This is a genomic window from Streptodolium elevatio (assembly GCF_053592165.1).
This window is the reverse complement of the sequence record NZ_JBSFVE010000051.1, coordinates 1,877-18,207: the sequence shown is the minus strand read 5'-3', so window position 1 is coordinate 18,207 and position 16,331 is coordinate 1,877. Positions and strand designations below refer to the sequence as shown.

Annotated in this window: 6 protein-coding genes and 1 pseudogene; 3 read left to right on the top strand and 4 right to left on the bottom strand. The window is 70.4% G+C overall.

Features of this window, described 5'->3' with window-relative positions; translation table 11 throughout:
* Positions 1-60: 60 nt before the first annotated feature.
* Both ACWD12_RS40380 and ACWD12_RS40375 read right to left on the bottom strand, forming a co-directional pair.
* Positions 61-4,110, bottom strand: a complete 4,050-nt coding sequence (locus ACWD12_RS40380; protein WP_450103851.1) for a hypothetical protein — start codon at positions 4,108-4,110, stop codon at positions 61-63.
* Positions 4,111-4,863: 753 nt separating this feature from the next.
* Positions 4,864-5,397 carry a hypothetical protein gene (locus ACWD12_RS40375; protein WP_450103850.1) on the bottom strand — a complete coding sequence of 178 codons (534 nt, stop codon included), beginning with the start codon at positions 5,395-5,397 and terminating at the stop codon, positions 4,864-4,866.
* Here ACWD12_RS40375 and ACWD12_RS40370 point away from each other — a divergent pair.
* The 3 genes and pseudogenes from ACWD12_RS40370 to dnaE form a co-directional block, all read left to right on the top strand.
* Positions 5,369-8,905, top strand: a complete 3,537-nt coding sequence (locus ACWD12_RS40370) for a hypothetical protein (RefSeq protein ID WP_450103849.1) — start codon at positions 5,369-5,371, stop codon at positions 8,903-8,905. The genes ACWD12_RS40375 and ACWD12_RS40370 overlap by 29 nt on opposite strands.
* Positions 8,906-9,267: 362 nt before the next feature.
* Positions 9,268-9,444: a hypothetical protein gene (locus ACWD12_RS40365; RefSeq protein ID WP_450103848.1), complete on the top strand. Its 177-nt coding sequence runs from the start codon at positions 9,268-9,270 to the stop codon at positions 9,442-9,444.
* 378 nt (positions 9,445-9,822) lie between these two features.
* Positions 9,823-12,843, top strand: a pseudogene (dnaE, locus tag ACWD12_RS40360) (DNA polymerase III subunit alpha); the annotation flags it as partial.
* 55 nt (positions 12,844-12,898) lie between these two features.
* Here the strand turns inward: dnaE and ACWD12_RS40355 are convergent.
* Together ACWD12_RS40355 and ACWD12_RS40350 are read right to left on the bottom strand one after the other, a co-directional pair.
* Complete coding sequence (locus ACWD12_RS40355; protein ID WP_450103847.1) at positions 12,899-13,564, bottom strand: hypothetical protein; 666 nt, start codon at positions 13,562-13,564, stop codon at positions 12,899-12,901.
* 76 nt (positions 13,565-13,640) lie between these two features.
* Positions 13,641-15,983 carry a HEAT repeat domain-containing protein gene (locus ACWD12_RS40350; RefSeq protein ID WP_450103846.1) on the bottom strand — a complete coding sequence of 781 codons (2,343 nt, stop codon included), beginning with the start codon at positions 15,981-15,983 and terminating at the stop codon, positions 13,641-13,643.
* Between the last annotated feature and the right edge of the window lie 348 nt (positions 15,984-16,331).

Below are 16,331 nucleotides of genomic sequence, written 5' to 3'. Positions count from 1 at the left end.
GAGGCTTCTTCTTCCCCATGCTCTCCATGATGGACATCCTCCCCAAGAGGCCGCAGCCCCTCAGCCAGGGTGTCCGTCAAAACGGATCAAGCCCAAGGCATATGCGGTGGTGGTGAACTGCGTGCGGGCGGTGTCGGTGAACTGGTCCAGGCGCACGGTGCGTCCGTGGGCGTCGTTCCACACTCGGGTCGCGGGTCCGCCGGTGGGGGGGATGGTGAGCGTGTAGTCGCCGGCGTACTGCATCTCGGTGATCCGCTCGGGCGTGCTGGTGCCGCCATACCAGACCTCGGCCCTGACGGGGCGTCCCAGTCCGTCGTAGTCCGTCTCGGTCCATGTGCGGATCTGGGTGTTGCTGGTCGGCAGGTACAGCAGGTTGCCGGGGTCGCCCGCTGCCAGGTAGGTGGGGTTGGTACGGCGCGTCCCGCCGCTCGCATTGAGGAGTGTGTCGGTGATCAGCCGCCCTTCGGCGACGGCCTCGGTCTGGGTCTGGCGGGCGCGCAGCATGCCGTCGTAGAGGGTCTTGGCCACGGCGTAGCTGCCGTTGTCGCGCAGTGTCTCGGTGGTGACGACGTTCATGCGTGCCCCGGACACCTCGTAACTGTGCCGGACGTTGGGGGACGCGTTCGGGAACTGGCGTGAGGCGCTCCACACTGCGGTCAGGCGGCCGAGTGGGTCGTAGGCGCTGGTGACCTTGGCGTTGTTGGTGTCGGTGACGGACAGAGCGAGGCCGCGGCTGGTGTCCACCGCGGTGGTGGTCGTGTGGCCAAGGGGGTTGGTGACCCTGATCTCGGTCGGTGTGCTGTTGTCGGCCGGGAGGTAGTCAGTGGTCGTGTCGTGTCCGTCGGCGTCGGTGACCGTCTTGGGGCGGCCGTAGGTGTCGTACGTGGTGCCGCTGGTGCGGCTGTACCCGGTGCCCGAGCCGTTGATCGTCTCCACGGAGGTGACTGCGCCCGTGGTCGGCGCCTGGTCGAACAGCAGGTTGTCGTAGAGGGTGCGTACGTCGGCGACGGTCTGCTCGGGAGCGGCGGATCCGACCGCGGCACACAAGCCGGTGGTGGTGTGCACCCGGGTCTTGGCGCCGATGATGTTGGCTGTGGTGTTGTGGGCGTAGCGGGTGACTGTGCACTGCTCGTCGCCGGTGACGGCGAGGTCGCCGAGGTCTTCGGTCGTTTCCGGCAGTCCGTAGACGGGGTCGCGAGTGGTGACCGTGGTCCGGGTGACGCGTTCGCGTCCACCGCTGATCATCTCGGTCTTGGTGGTTGCTGCGGTGGCCACCTGACTCGCCCGCAGGTCGGGAAGCCCAGGACGGGTCTGCGTCGCCGTGACCCGCGACCACGGCTTGGTGACCTCGCGGACGGACATGGGTTTCCCGTCGCCGAGGTGAGTGACGACCTCGGCGGGGCGGCCGCGGTAGGCGAGCAGGTCATCGTCGATGTCCGCGCCGGTGGAGTCCTTGATCTTCACTGAGCGGGGCGGGCCGCTGGGCATGGGGTCGCCGTGCATGCCGCGGAAGAACCGGTGCTCCGTGAGGCCGGCTTCGGTGCCTTGGTCGGCGTCGGTGCGGCCGGTGACGACCTGGACGCGGGCGTAGCCGCGCCACTGGTTCCAGGTGCGGGTGGACGGCTTGGCGAACGGGTTGTCGTCCTTTGCCCAGGCGCCGCCGTCGAGGTAGCGGTATTGGGTCACCACTGGCGGCTGGGCCGGCTTGGTGACGTAGTCCTCCTGGGAGACCCGGTCGACGACGTACTTGTTGAACCACTCGACTTGCGGCTCGTCCGAGCCGTCCGGTGCCCAGGACACGGGGAAGCAGCGCGTGGTGTTCACCTCAGGGCTGGGCTTGGTCTGACCGGGCTTGCACGCCGGGTCGGGCTGGGAGTAGCCGACGACGATGCCGCCGCCAGTCTCGGTGAAGATCTTCTCGACGCGCAGGCGCATGAACGGCGGGCGGTTGTCGCCGGGGCCGGTCTGCCGGTTGGGCATGTCGAGGGCGTTGGCGTGGAAGGTGACCGGCGGCAGTGCGAGGATCGTGCCGTCGGCGGCGTGCCCGGTGCGTTGGAGCGAGTCGAGCCAGGCGGGCGGGTTGGTGTCGTAGCGGGCGTCGAGGAAGTTGTGCTTGAGCTCGTATGAGTCGACCGGCCGGTATGTGGCGGCACCGGGCGCGGTGGCGACCTGGGTGGTGATGGCGGTCAGCCACTTGCGGGTCCAGAACGTCGGGCCGCCGACCAGGCAGCTGCCGGTGTCCTTGCACATCGAGTCGACCGGCACGTCAGGCCAGTGCAGGCCGTCGGCGCTGTGCTTGGTGAACCTCGCGTCCGAGCAGTCGAACTCAGGTGTACGCAGGCAACGTTCGTCGACGGCGAACGAAACTTTCGCCGGCGCGGGCCGGGTGTAGACGGAGTCGGAGCGCAGGCCGTACTCGATGCGGTCCAGCCAGCCGCCCCGGACGTACGGCTTTGGCGCGGTGGTCTTGCCGGCCTGGGCGTACCAGTTCTTCTCCTGGTTCCAGTACAGCGCCATGGCGTTGCCGTGGGTGTCCTCGACGTAGTCGAGGTTCCAACGCCAGGCCTGGTCGCAGGCGGACGCCTCGAAGCCGACCTGACGGCAGGGTTCCCCTGCGTGGTTGCCGAACACCGGGACGGTCCAGGTGGAGCCGGTTGTCGCTCTTCCGGTGGACCAGCCGGGCAAGCGGTTGAGGCCGAAGTGGTAGCGCGTGCCGTCGGCGGTGGTGACGATCCAGTGCTCGCCGTCGTTGTCGCCGTTGCCGGCGGCCGACTTCAGTTCCACACGGGTGCCGTTGTCGTCGCTGGGGGTCCACGCGGCCGGGGATTTGCCTGCGTCGCGGTCGGCGGTCGTCGCCCAGGTCGGGACCAGTTGTGTGGTGGTTCCGTTCAGCGACAGCGAGGCGTTGTAGCCGCCCCAGCACAGGTCGCTGGTCTTCTTGGAATTGTTGCCGCCAGTCATGTCGTCGGCGCAGCCGCGGTAGCTGCGTTCAATGAACCCGGGATGGTAGTCCCAGCCGTCACCGACCCAGGACGCCTGGTTGTTGGTCGTCGACGTCCGTCCGTCGACGGACTGCGATGAATAGCCGAGTTGCACGGAGGGCTGGGGACCCGCGGCGACGGGTGGGACATCGACGGGGTAGGACCAGGTGAACCCGCCCGACGGCCCGCCTGCGGTCCACGTCCCGGACGGCTGCAGTGAGGTGGCCTGGTAGTTGCCCGCATCGCCGGCCGTGCCGCCGGTGGCTGCGAGTACGACCGCGCCCGGGGCGCTGGAAGTTGCCGCCATCGCCGCCGCGCCTTGCGCCGAGCCTGCCATAGAGGGCTCGATGGTTGCGGTGACCTCGTTGAGGTTGCCGTTGTTGGTCGAGCCGACCTCGGTCGCGTCGGAGCAGCCGTCCACCTCGGGGGTGGTCAGGAAGCACTCCCGGAACTGGACGAGCCGCAGCCGCGATCCCCATCCGGCGCCGTAGAGCTGCTCGAACTGTTCGTACTTGAGCTTGAGGTCGACTGCCGTCGCGTCCGGTGACGGTTCGAGCTTCATCAGGACGCCGTCGATGCCGGCGGCCTCGGTGGCGGTGCGGTCGGGAACTGTCACCGTCCAAGTGCCCGTCGGCTCCTGGACTGTGGCTGCGGACAGCACCTGCGCCCCGGCGGGCGGCGCCGGGGCCTGGGCGGGCCCGACCCACAGCGGCAGAGAGGCGACCTGCTGCATGCCGTCGGCCGCCACATCGGCTGTGGTGGCGGAGAAGGCCTGGGCCCCGGTGGCGCCGAGGACGATCTGCTCGGTTCCACCGTTGATCGGGGTGATCCGGACGGGTTCGTATTCGATCTGGGTTCCGGGGGCGACCGGCAGTTGGAAGGACGCGGTGCTGTCGGTTCCCGGGACCGGGGATTCCTTTTGCAGGTCCGGGAGTTGCACATCCGTGCGTGCCGGGTTGCGTCCGGCCATTGCCTGCGCGGGGGCGAGCGTGACCGTCAGCAACGCGGCAGCCGACAACGCCACAAGGCGCATGGGCCGGGTGACCTGACGCGCACCGCCGTGCACGCAGCCGCGCAGTCCGGAAGAGCGCGCGCAGAAGCCGAGACCGAACACGAGATAAGCCCCCAAGAAACGCGGGCACAACTAATGCCCCCGCAGCCGTACGAGTGCCGCAGATCCTGACGGAAGAATCCACCAGAAGGCAATAGCCCGGCAAAGACAGACACCGTCGCGAGACGACGCTCACACCCCAGCCTCCTGGAACCCCTAACGGCCAACAAGCCCAGAGAAGGCGTTCTTGCAGAAAACCCAAAGCCATGCCATATAGGCCAAACTGGAACACGTGATCTTGAATAAATCGGGCGATTCGCTCAATTTTCCAGCCCCTGGGCAGGCCGGTGACAGCCAGCCCGACCAGCGGAATCGCCTCCGGATGGTCACGTTTGGTGCGCGCCTATTCACCATCCGCTTCGGCCTGGGATCGGTTAGAAAATTCGCACTAGGAATTTCCTGGTCTCGTGCGCCATGCTGTCGTCCGCATATCTGACACCCGGGCCCGCAGAAGCGGTGTCCCGCAGGTGCGCCGCCGCATGCCGCCGTCTCGGCGGGCGGTATTTGGGTTTTCGCGGAGGCTGCTGTGAGCTGTGTCCGCGCGAGTTAGGGGGCGGGGACGGTGTCTGTGTCGGCCAGGGAATTTCGGTGGCCCGGTAAATGGGCGCCTCGACGGGCCGGCACGGTGGTGGCGGGAATCGTCGCGGCAGCACTCGGCGTCGGCACTCTCACGGTGCTTGTCGACGACGAGCCGAAAGCGAAGCCTCCCGCAGCGGCCGCCCCTCCGGCGGTCGACGAGAACGAAGCCCAGCGCCGCGCCCGGGAGTTGAATCAGCCGGTGCGCGTCGAGACGTCGTTGACAGCGACCAGCACCACGATGGCGAACCCGGACGGGTCGTTCACGTGGACGCAGCACGTGCTGCCCATCCGGGTGAAGTCCGGCGCCGGGTGGCGAGACGTCGACACGACGCTGGAACCCGCGCCGGGCGGATTCGCCACGCGGTCGACGACGACGAAGCTCGTCTTCGGCGCAGGCGGTTCCGCCGCGTCAACGCCCGCCGGCCCGGTGGCGCGCAACGCGCCGCGCCGGCCCGCTGCGGACCCGTCCGCACCGTCGACACCGACTGTGTCCGCGCCACCTCCGGCCGAGCCGGACACCATGCCGTCGCTGCCCGAGACCGGTGAGAGCGCGAATGTTCCGGTGGCGACGACGTCACCGACGGCGTCTGTTCCCGCGCCGCCTACCTCCCCTGTCCCGACGGTGTCGCCGGGGGGGTCCGCGTCCGCGGAACTCGCCGCGGGGAACGAGGCGTTGCCGCCGGGGGCGTTGCTGCGGATGACGGCGCCGACCGGCGAGTCGTTCACGCTGATGTGGCCGAACGGGGTGCTGCCGACCGCGCAGGTGTCCGGGGACCGGGCGCTGTATCCGGAGGTGTTCCCCGGGGTCGACCTGGTGCTGACGGCACGGGATGGCGGGTTCTCGCAGGTGCTGGTGGTCAAGGACCGCCAGGCCGCGAGCAGTCCTCAGGTCGCGCAGCTGGCGTTCCGACTGTCCTCGGCGCAGCTGTCGTTCACGCACGACGCCGAGTCCGGTGTCACCCGCGCGGTCGACGCGGCGGGCGGCGTGGCGGCGGCGTCGCCGACGCCGTTCATGTGGGATTCCTCCGGTCACACCCCGACCAGCCGCTGGGCCGAACGCGAAGCCGCGCTCGCCCAGCCCCCCGCCGCGCCTGCCTCGGACACCCCGGCGTCGGCTGCGCCCGTACCGTCGGCGTCCTCGACGATGCCGCCGGTGTCGGGGACGCTGGCGCTGCCCGGGCTGGGCGGTCCGGAACCGGGAACGCGTGAGGCCGTGGTGGCGTCGCGCCTCGAGGGAGACATGCTGCGCCTGACCCCGGACCAGGCCCTGCTGACCGGGCCCGAGACGGTGTTCCCCGTGTTCGTGGACCCGTCGTTCTTCTCCAAGCAGGCCGGGTGGACGCTCGCCTACAAGAAGTTCCCCACCCAGTCGTTCTGGATGGGCGCGAACTTCAACGGCGGCACCACCACCGCGCGGATCGGGCACGAGAACGACACCAGCGGCACCGCGCAGTCGTTCTTCCGGATGTCGTTCGACCCGAACCTGCTGGCCGGGGCGGTGTTCAGCTCGTCCACGTTCCGGCTCCTGGAGACCCACGCGTGGTCGTGCCAGGCCCGCGCGGTGGACCTGCACCACACCGGCCCGATCAACGAAGGCACCACCTGGGCCAACAAGCCCGCCCCGGGCATCCTCCAGCAGTCGGTGAACGCCGCGAAGGGCTACAACGCGTCCTGCCCCGGGGACTACCTGGCGTTCAACACCCTCAACGCCGCGACCATGGCCCGCGATCAGCGGTGGGCGGATGTCACGCTCGTGCTGAAGGCGCAGAACGAGAACGACACGTTCGCGTGGAAGAAGTTCGCGGTCAACCCGAGCATGGAGATCGTCTACAACCGTCCGCCGTGGCACTCCGGCGCGATCGGCACCTCCCCGGGCGGCGCATGCCGCACGGACGCGGGCAACGTGATCGCGGACAACGACGTGCTCCTGTACGCCCACAACGCGGACCCGGATGGCAACCTGGACGGGGTGTTCATGCGGATCTGGGACGAGACCACCGGCGAGCGGATCTTCGACGACTGGGCGCCGCTGATGGGCAACGGCTGGGTCAACTACACGATCCCGCACACCCGGCTGCGGAACAATTCCACGTACGCCTACACGTTCGACCCGCACGACAGCTCCGGGCTGTTCGCCGGCCCCACCGGGTTCCCCGGCGCGATCAACAACCCGTGCCGGTTCAAGGTCGACAAGTCCGCCCCGAACGCGCCGTCGGTGACCTCGCCGCAGTACAGGGCGGGCTCGGATGCAGCGTGGCCCGAGGGGGCGGAGTACGGCACCCTCGGCGAGTTCACGTTCGGTGCGAACGGCACCGCGGACACCGTCGAGTACGCCTACAGCTTCGACACGAACAACTTCCAGAACCGGGTCAAGGCCCCCGCTCCCGGCAAGGCCTCCACCATCCGCGCGACCCCCGCGCACGCCGGGCCCGCGCAGCTGTACGTGAAGGCGATCGACAAGGTCGGCAACTGGTCCGGGCAGACGGTCTACAGCTTCTTCGTGGAGCCGCGCGACCAGGTCGACGGGCCGATGGACTTCACCGGCGACCAGAAGCCGGACCTCGCCCTGGTCAACGCGGGAGGTGACCTGCAGGTGTTCCCGTCGTTCTCCGGCGGGAAGCTCAACAAGCCGATCAACGGCACCCGCACCGACGACGGCGCGGGCAACGTGCACAACCAGGTCCCTGCCGGGTACTTCACCAACTCCCTGACCACCTACCACGGCGACTGGTGGGGCGCGGACGGGTTCCAGGACCTCATCGCGCGGATGCCCGACGGGAAACTGTGGGTCTACCCCGGCAACGGCCGCGGCGCCGTCGACACCGCCGCCCGCATCGAACTCCTCCTCCCCCCAGGGTCACCGGCGCCGTCCGCGCTCACACAGATCCTCGCGCTCGGCGACGCCACCGGCGACGGCCTGCCCGACATGCTCGCTGTCGTCGGGGCGGACCTGTGGGCCTTCAACGGCTACACCGGCGCCACCATGCTCTCCACAGCCAAGATCGGCACCGGCGGATGGGCCGACTACACCATCCACGCCGCCGGCGACATCAGCGGCGACGGCGCCTACGACCTGATCATGCGCCACAAGACCGAAGGCAAGCTCTACCTGCGCCTCGGCGCCAAACAGGGCGGCGGCACCAACCTCGCTGCGCTCGGCGGCGGCGACAAAACGGTCTACGGCACCGGCGGATGGAAGCTCACCGAGTTCCCCCACCTGCAAGCCACCCCCGATGTCACCGGCGACGGCATCCCCGACCTGTGGGCCTCTGACACCGCCGGCACCCGCTACCTCTACGCCGGCGGACGCACCGCCCACGGCCCACGCAGCGACATGGGCGGCGACAACCTCAACTTCTGCCAGCCGTTCCCCGGCGCGACCGGCGGCACCAAGAACGTGTGCGGCCCGGTCCTGGCCAAGTACCTCGACCTCGGCGGACCCTCCGGCGCGTACAGGCCGGTCACCGACACCCTCACCGCACCCGACGGCGCCGGGAAGTACACCTACTTCCGCACCGCAGGCGCCACGGAGGACAACGCCGTCATCTACTGGCACCCCAACACCGGCGCCGCCCTCGTCCAGGGCAGCCTCCTGAAGAAATGGGCCTCGCTCAACTGGGAGAAGGGCCTGCTCGGCTACCCGACCGCCGACGAGTACGCCGACGGCACCGTCGGCTGGTACTCCCTGTTCCAAAAGGGCGGCGTCTACGCCGAACGCGGCAAGAGCGCCTACTACGTCCTCAACGACATCCACCTGAAGTACATCGAACGCGGCCACACCACAACCCTCGGCTACCCGGTCAACGATGAGACCGGCGCTCCCGACGGCATCGGCTGGTTCAACCACTTCAGCAAGGGCGGCGTGTCCGTCTACTGGAGCCCGAACACCGGAGCCCACTCCATCGGCGGCGCCATCCGCACCCGCTGGGCCGAACTCGGCTGGGAGACCAACCTCGGCTACCCCACCATCGACGACACCAAAACCCCCGACGGAGTCGGCTACTTCAACCACTTCAGCACCTACTCCAGCATCTACTGGCACCCCAGCACCGGAGCCTGGGCAGTCATCGGCGCCATCCGCACCCACTGGGCGTCCATCGGCTGGGAGACCAGCTGGCTCGGCTACCCCACCAGCAACGAATTCGACGTCGCCGGCGGCAAACGCAGCAACTTCCAACACGGCTACCTCATCTGGACCGCCGCCACCGGAGCCGTCACCGCTCACCCCAACTGACCGACCCCACCACGCGGGCGCCCGGGAAACCTTCCCCGGGCGCCCGCGCCGCCACCGACCGACTTCTCCCCTGCGACGACAGTGCTCGCAGGGCCGTCCATGGAACACGGCGAAGAGGTGTACAGGCCCAGGAACGGGCCCGCGGCCGTGGCCTGCCGGTGTGCCGAAGGCTGCTTGGCTTCGTGCAAGGCGGGCCTGCCGCACCGCGATCCCGGCCGTGAACATCGCGGGCCGCCGGCGCCGCAACGGCGATCCAACCCATGCCCCCCTGAGCATGCGCGCCGACCTGGCAAGCCTTTCGGTGGCCCCAAGGTCTTCAAAAGTCCCGGTCGCCTACCTTCGTCCTGCCTCACGCTGGAGGCATGGGACGCACACCGACGGACCACGAAGCAGCAGACCACATTCCCGCGGCGGCTCTGCGAGATCCGGACAACGCCACCGCGGACTCCGGATTCGACGGCCGCGCTCGAGATGCCGCCTGGCGCAACGACCCGGACGACGATGGGGTCCGCGACGACGCGGCGGACGACAACGACTGACTTTCAGGGCACTTGGTGCCCGACGAACCCCAGGTCCCGCAGCAGCTTCTGCGACGCGCTGGTGGTTCGTCGTCGAGGTCCGGCCGTCCACAGCCTGCGACGAGTAGCTGAGGGGGAACACCGTCAGGACCGGTCGTCAACGCCGTCGCCGGAGGGCGCCGTTGTTGTCAGGGGGGCAGGGGTTTGGGGGAGGGTGGCGCGGAGTGTCCGGCGAGGAGCCGTTTCACCTGGGTGCGGGGAATGCGTGTCGCCGCCGCGATGTCGGTCGGCGTGGTGTGTGCCCGCGCCAGGGCGGTCACTGCCGCGCGCAGTGCGTGGGTGTAGGCGTCCTCGGCGGCGCGCAGCGCCTCGAGTTCGGGGGTGGTCGGGGTGAGGGTGGGGCTGCTGGTGCTGCTCGGCCCGACCTCGGAGCCGGTCCGCGCGCTGGCCGCCGGGCGACCGGACGCGGCCGAGCCCCTGCTTGCGCCATGACGGGAACTGTTCGGCGACGGCCTGCGCCTGGAGGCCGTGTTCCACGGACTGTCCGGTACCGGACCGGGTTCGCTGCGACTGGCCGCGCGCACCGTGCAGCTCGCCGATCACGCCGGGGTGCGAGCGGTGCTGACCAACGCGGTCCGCTCCGCCGACCCTGCCCAACACAAGCTGGCCGACGTCCTGGACGCGGCGCGCCTGCTGCGGCCGATCCGCTGGCACCCCTCGTGGCTGGACTGCGGCACGCGGTGGCTGAAGGGCCCGTCCGCGATGGCCGACGCGGCGGCCCGGATCGCCGACGCGGCCGGATCCGGACCCGGGCGTGCGGCGGAGCTGCTCGCCGAGACGATGCGCACGGCGGCGGCGTGCCGCGTCGACCCCGCGGCGGACCTGGGGATCGGCAGCGCGCATCTGCCGGAGCCGGAGGTGGTCGGCGCCGCAGACACGGCGGCTGCTGCGCGGCTGCTGCGTGAGCGGTGCGAGGCGGGCATGGTCCGGCGTGGCCTGGACCGCGACCCGGCCGCGGCCGCGCGCCTGGACCAGGAGCTGGAGGTCATCTCCCGCCTGGCGGTGGACTCCTACTTCCTCACCGTCGGCCAAGTCGTCGCCGATGTGCGGGAGATGGGGATCCGGGTGGCAGCCCGCGGGTCGGCGGCCGGGTCGATGGTCTGCCACGCCCTCGACATCGCCACCGCCAACCCGCTGGACCACGGCCTGCTGTTCGAACGGTTCTTCTCCGACCGGCGCACCGCGCTGCCGGACATCGACATCGACGTGGAGTCCGCGCGTCGGCTGGAAGTCTACGACCGGATCTTCGAACGGTTCGGTGCCGAGCGGGTCGCGGTCACCGCGATGCCGGAGACCTACCGGGCGCGGCAAGCGCTGCGCGACACCGGCCTCGCGCTCGGCGTCGCCCCGAACGACATCGACCGCATCGCGAAGGCGTTCCCGCACATCCGCGCCCGCGAGATCACCGCGGCGCTGTCCGAACTCCCCGAACTGCGGCGCCTGGCTTCCGAGGCCGGCGCGTTCGGGCCGCTGTTCGCCCTGGCCGAGCAACTGGACGCGCTGCCTCGCGGGATGGCGATGCACCCGTGCGGCGTCATCATCACCGACGCGACGCTGCTGGACCGCCTGCCCGTCCAGCCCACCCCCGGCGGCGGCTACCCGATGGTCCAGGCCGCGAAAGAAGAGGTCGAGGCGCTCGGTCTGATCAAGCTGGACGTGCTCGGGGTGCGGATGCAGTCCGCGATGGCGCACGCCGTCGCCGAAGTCGAACGCGTCACCGGCGAGCGCATCGACCTCGACGACCCCGCCCAGGTCCCCCTGGACGACTTCTTCGCGTTCCAGCTCATCCAAGCCAGCGACACCATCGGGATGTTCCAGCTCGAATCCCCCGGGCAGCAGGACCTGCTCAGCCGCCTGCAGCCGCGCGGTGTCCAGGACGTCATCGCCGACATCTCCCTGTTCCGGCCTGGCCCGGTCGCCGGCGGCATGCCCGAGCAGTACATCGCCGCCCGCCACGGCAAAGCCCCCACCTATCCCCATCCCGACCTCGAGCCGATCCTCGCCGACACGGCCGGCGTCACGATCTGGCACGAGCAGATCATGGGGCTGATCGCCACCCTCACCGGCTGCGACCTCGCCCTCGCCGACGTCGCCCGCCGGGCACTGGGCGAGAAGGAGCGCGCGCCGCAGCTGCGCGCCTGGTTCCACGAACACGCCGCCGCCCGCGGCTACAGCGCGGATGTCCGCGAGGAGGTGTGGCGGATCGTGGAGGCCTTCGGCGCGTACGGATTCTGCCGCGCCCACGCCGTCGCGTTCGCCGTGCCCGCGTTGCAGTCCGCCTGGCTGAAGGCGCACCACCCCGCCGCCCTGTACGCGGGACTGCTCGAACACGACCCCGGCATGTGGCCCAAACGCGTCATCGTCGCCGACGCCCGCCGCCACCACGTCCAGGTCCTGCCCGTCGACGCCAACCGCTCCCAACCCGTCCACACCATCGAACGTGTAGCCGACGGCACCTGGGGGGTGCGGCTCGCGCTGTCCGCCGTGCGCGGCATCACCGCCGAGCAGTGCGCGCGCATCGCCGACGGCCAGCCCTACACCTCGCTCGCCGACCTGTGGCAGCGCGCCCGCCCCGCCCTCCCCGTCGCCGAACACCTCGCCTCCATCGGCGCCTTTGACTCCCTGCACGACGGGCAAACCAGCCGCCGCGACCAACTCCTCCAACTCGGCGAACTCCACCGCCGCGACCGCAGAGTAGGCGACGGCCAACTCCCCCTCGACGACCCCCAGCTGGACGCCACCGGACCCAGCGGCCTGCCGCACATGACCGCCCGCGAAGCCCTCGGCGCCGAACTCCATGTACTCGGCATCGACGTGTCCCGACACCTCATGGAGCACCACCACCGCCTGCTCCGCGAGATCGGCGCCGTCGACGCCCGCAACCTCGCCCACCGCAAGCCCGGCGAGACCGTGCTCGTCGCCGGGATCCGCGCCTCCACGCAGACCCCGCCCATCGCCTCCGGCCGACGGGTCATCTTCGTCAGCCTCGAAGACGGCTCCGGCCTCGTCGACCTCGCATTCTTCGAGGACAGCCACGCCGCGTGCGCCCACACCGTCTTCCACAGCGGGCTGCTGCTGGTACGCGGCAAAGTCCAGGCTCGCGGCCGCCGCCGCACGGTCGTCGGTTCCATGGCCTGGGACCTCGACGAACTCGCCGCGCTGCGCCGCGACCACGGGCCCGCCGCCGTCCTCGAACACCTCGGCGCGCCCGGCCCCGCACCAACACCCGCCCAACCGCGCCGCGTCCTCCTCCACCCCACCGGCGCCCGCCAACACCCCTACGCCGACCTCCAAGCCCCCGGAACCCGCTCCGCCGACCTCACCCGCTACGGCCACACCGGCCCAGGTTCTCCGGGCTGAGACTCGTCGCCAACGGCTCGTTGCCGGGGACGCCGGTCGGGCTGCCTGTTCGGGGTCAGGGCTTGGCCTGGGGCGGCAACAACGCGATCAGCCGTCGGCGTTCGAAGAAGAACATCTGGTCGAGAAGATGCAGCGCGCGGACACGGACGGGCAAGTCGCGTGCAGCGCCCTGGAAGTAGTTCTCTGCGCCGGAGCGGGTGTGGTGTTCCACGGCGGCATGCACCACGGTTTCGTCCCCCTCCAAGATCACGGCGACGAAGTCGAGCAGGTCACCGGCCGCGGTTCCGCACATGCGATCGGCAAGGTCGCGCAGACGGCGGAACAAACCCGGGCCGACGCGCGCGGGGAACGCGCCGGCGAGCTGCGCCAGGGCAAGCCGGACCGCGGTGCACTCCGCGTCCCACCGCGCGGACACGGGCCCCGTGATGGTTTCCACGGCCTCGCGTGCACGCGCCTCGCTGACAGGATCGGCGTTTGGGTGCCCGTCCGGCCAACACTCCGCAGCCTGGCGCTCGCCGACGGTCGCGATCGAGAACAGCAGGTCGACCAAGCCCATGCGGTGCGGCGCGGGGACCCGGTCGTCCACGGCGAGCCAGGCCAGGACCTCGACACCGGCGGCTGTATACGGGGAGCACGTGTCCTGGTGGAGGATCTCGTTGTAGAAGTCCCCGAGGAAGTCAGTGTCGTTGTGATAGGGGCCGAACACGGGGTCGAAGAGCATCCGCGCGACCGGCGGAATCGGGCCCGTCCCAATGCGGTCGGCGGCTACCTGTCGAAATGTCCGCCGTATGTCGGGTTCACGGATCCCTTGGCCGAGCCATCCCGACCGGTCCCCTATGAGGGTTGGCTCTTCCAGCCCGGGGTCCAGTTCGCCCTTCACGCCGAGGCAGCGTAGCCGAACACAACGACCTGCCAGGGAAGTCTCGGTTTGGGCACACCAACCCGGGAAGCCCCGGATAGCCGCCAGCGACCCGAACGGGGCCGTGGATGCGGATGCTCCGTACCCGCTGCGCGGCATCGCCTAGCTGCTGGGTTTGACCGAGTCGTCGACGTCGAACTTCGCGACGATGCGTCGGGCGGTCTGGAGGAGTTGCTCGTCGCGGGCGATGTCCGGGTGCCAGCCGGTGCGGCGGGGTTGGGACAAGGCGTCCTTGAGTACGGGGAGTGCGGGCTCGGCGGCCAGGCCCATGCGGTCGAGGCAGGGGACGACGTGGTGGGCCGTCTCCTCGTTCCGAGCCCAGCCTTCGAGGAGTGTCGGCACGACTGCGGCAGCCTCCGGTGCGCCGTAGATGTCCCAGAGGGCGATGGCGGAACAGACCTGAGGCCATTGAAAGTGGTCGGACGGTGCGTTGCGGAGATAGTCCTCCAGGCGCTGCGGGGAGGGGCGCGCCGACGCGGGCGAGGATGTCGGGGACCTCGGACATCCAGTAGGTGCCGTCTGCGTCGACGAGTTCGCCGACGAGGGCGAGTAGTTCGTCGCGGTCGCCGCCCAGGGCCCGGAAGGCGGCGAGGGCGGCGGCGCGGAGCCGCGGGCTGGCGGACGAGGCCGAGGACAGGTGTCGGGCGAGCGGCAGGGCGGTGGCCGCGGCGGGGCCGAAGCGGGTCAGGGCCTTCAGTGCGGCCTCGGCCGTGTCCCAGTGTTCGTCGCGGATGGATGCGGTGAGGGTGTCGACGATCGCCGGGACTGCGCTCTCGTCGCGGAGTTCGGCCAGAGCGTTCAGCAGCCGGTGCGCGGTGCCCTCGAACCAGGACTGCGCCAGGTCGGCATGGCGAAGGGCGCGGCACAGGCGCGGTGTGAGTACGGCGGAGGCCTCTGTCAGGTGGGCCGCGCTCTCCGTCGCGCGCCAGGCGTCGACGCCGGTGTCCAGCGCGACGAGGAGGCTCGGCAGGGCCCGTGAGTCACCGAGGGCGGCGAGGGCGCGGGCGGCGAACTGGTGGGCGCGGCGCAGTTCGGGGTCCGGGTGGGCCCATGCGTCGGGACCGTGCCGGCCCTGCTGGCCGATGACGTGCGCGGCGAGTTGCTCGCGGGCTGGTTGGGCGAAAGCGGAACAGATTTCAAGGGTGGACGCCGCTTCCGCCGCGATCTCGGGATCGTCCGCGCCGAGTTGCGTGGCGAGCAGGCCGATGAGCGCGGAGTGGTCGCCGCGCCAGGTCCTCATCAGGTCGGCGGCCATGCGTATCGCGTCCAGCCGCGCGCCGGGGGCCGGGCTGCGGAACTGCTCGGCGAGCAACTCTGTGCGCAACGCGACGCGTTCGGCCAGCGCGGTGTGGAGGGTGCGAAGCGTGCGCGTGGTCAGGTCGTACACGCGCGTGAACCGGTCGAGGTCGTCGAACGCCGCGACGACCGGGGGCGGAGCGGTCTCGTCCGTGACCGCTGGCGGCTTGGGGTGTGGCCAGACACGCCGGGTGGTGGTGGTTTTGGCGATGGCGCCCAGGAGAGCGACGGCCGTGACAACGGTGTCGGGGCCGATCAGGGCCGGGGCGCATCGGGCACGTTCGGCGAGCGCCGCCAGCCGGGTCTGCGTGCCTGCGCGCGTGTCGGCGACGACGTCCCCGAGCCAGGCCTGGGCCTCGTCCGCGACGGAGGGGAGCCGAAGAGCGAGCGTGGCCGTCGCCTCGACGATCAACAGTCTTTCGATAACGCCCTGTTCGGCGTCGAGGCGCTCGCGGAGCAGGGTCGCCGCGCGGGTGCCGCCGTCGGTGTCGACGAACAGGCCCAATGTGGGGACCGCGGAGCGGCGGACGGACACGTCGTCGTCCTTCACGAAGGAGATGAGCGTCTCGGCGTGCCGGCGCAGCAGGGCGACCGCGGCCACGCAGTCGTCCGGCGGCTCGAAGGACCCGGCGTGCGCGACGGACTCGTGAGCGTCCCTGCCGACGTTGGCGATGACCGCCACCACCGCGCCTCGGTCCGGCGTGTCCGGGTCGGCGGCCAGCTCGAACAGGAAGGGCATGCTGGCGACCGTCGCCGGAGAGACAGTGTTCTGGTGGGCGACCACGCCGTAGAAGGCGCTGAACGCCCGTTCGCGCTTGGCAGGGTCAGGGGAGGCCATTGCCCGGAGAATGCCGGGTACATCCTCGGCCGTACCGTAAGCGTGGTGCATCGACGCCCAGTCGATCTCGTCGCATCCGTTGAGCATGCGCGGCACTGTGCCGCCCCGCACCGACAACAACCTGGCGGGTGAGCGAGACGTGGCTGGCGCCCCCGCCGACACGGCAGCCACCGTGGCGGTCCCTCGCCCTGCGGCACCACGTCGACGGCCGCAGGGTGAGGTGTACGTGCGTACCTCGCCGCCGGAGCGGCCGTCTACGCAAGTACGAGTCCGCTTCGGTCAGCGTGACCATCAAAGCACCGCTTTGGCCCTGTCCTTTGAGGCCTGTCATCCGGGGCTTCCGGGGCTTCCGGGGCTTCCGGGGCTTCCGGGGCTTCCGGGGCTTCCGGGGCTTCCGGGGCTTCCGGGGCTTCCGGGGCTTCCGGGGCTTCCGGT

What these genes read in the sequence shown, in the direction of transcription:
- ACWD12_RS40370 (WP_450103849.1), top strand. Translation starts at nt 5,369, where the DNA reads ATGACGGCGCCGACCGGCGAGTCGTTCACGCTGATGTGGCCGAACGGG.
- ACWD12_RS40365 (WP_450103848.1), top strand. Translation starts at nt 9,268, where the DNA reads ATGGGACGCACACCGACGGACCACGAAGCAGCAGACCACATTCCCGCG.
- ACWD12_RS40355 (WP_450103847.1), bottom strand. Translation starts at nt 13,564, where the DNA reads ATGCTCTTCGACCCCGTGTTCGGCCCCTATCACAACGACACTGACTTC.
- ACWD12_RS40350 (WP_450103846.1), bottom strand. Translation starts at nt 15,983, where the DNA reads ATGCTCAACGGATGCGACGAGATCGACTGGGCGTCGATGCACCACGCT.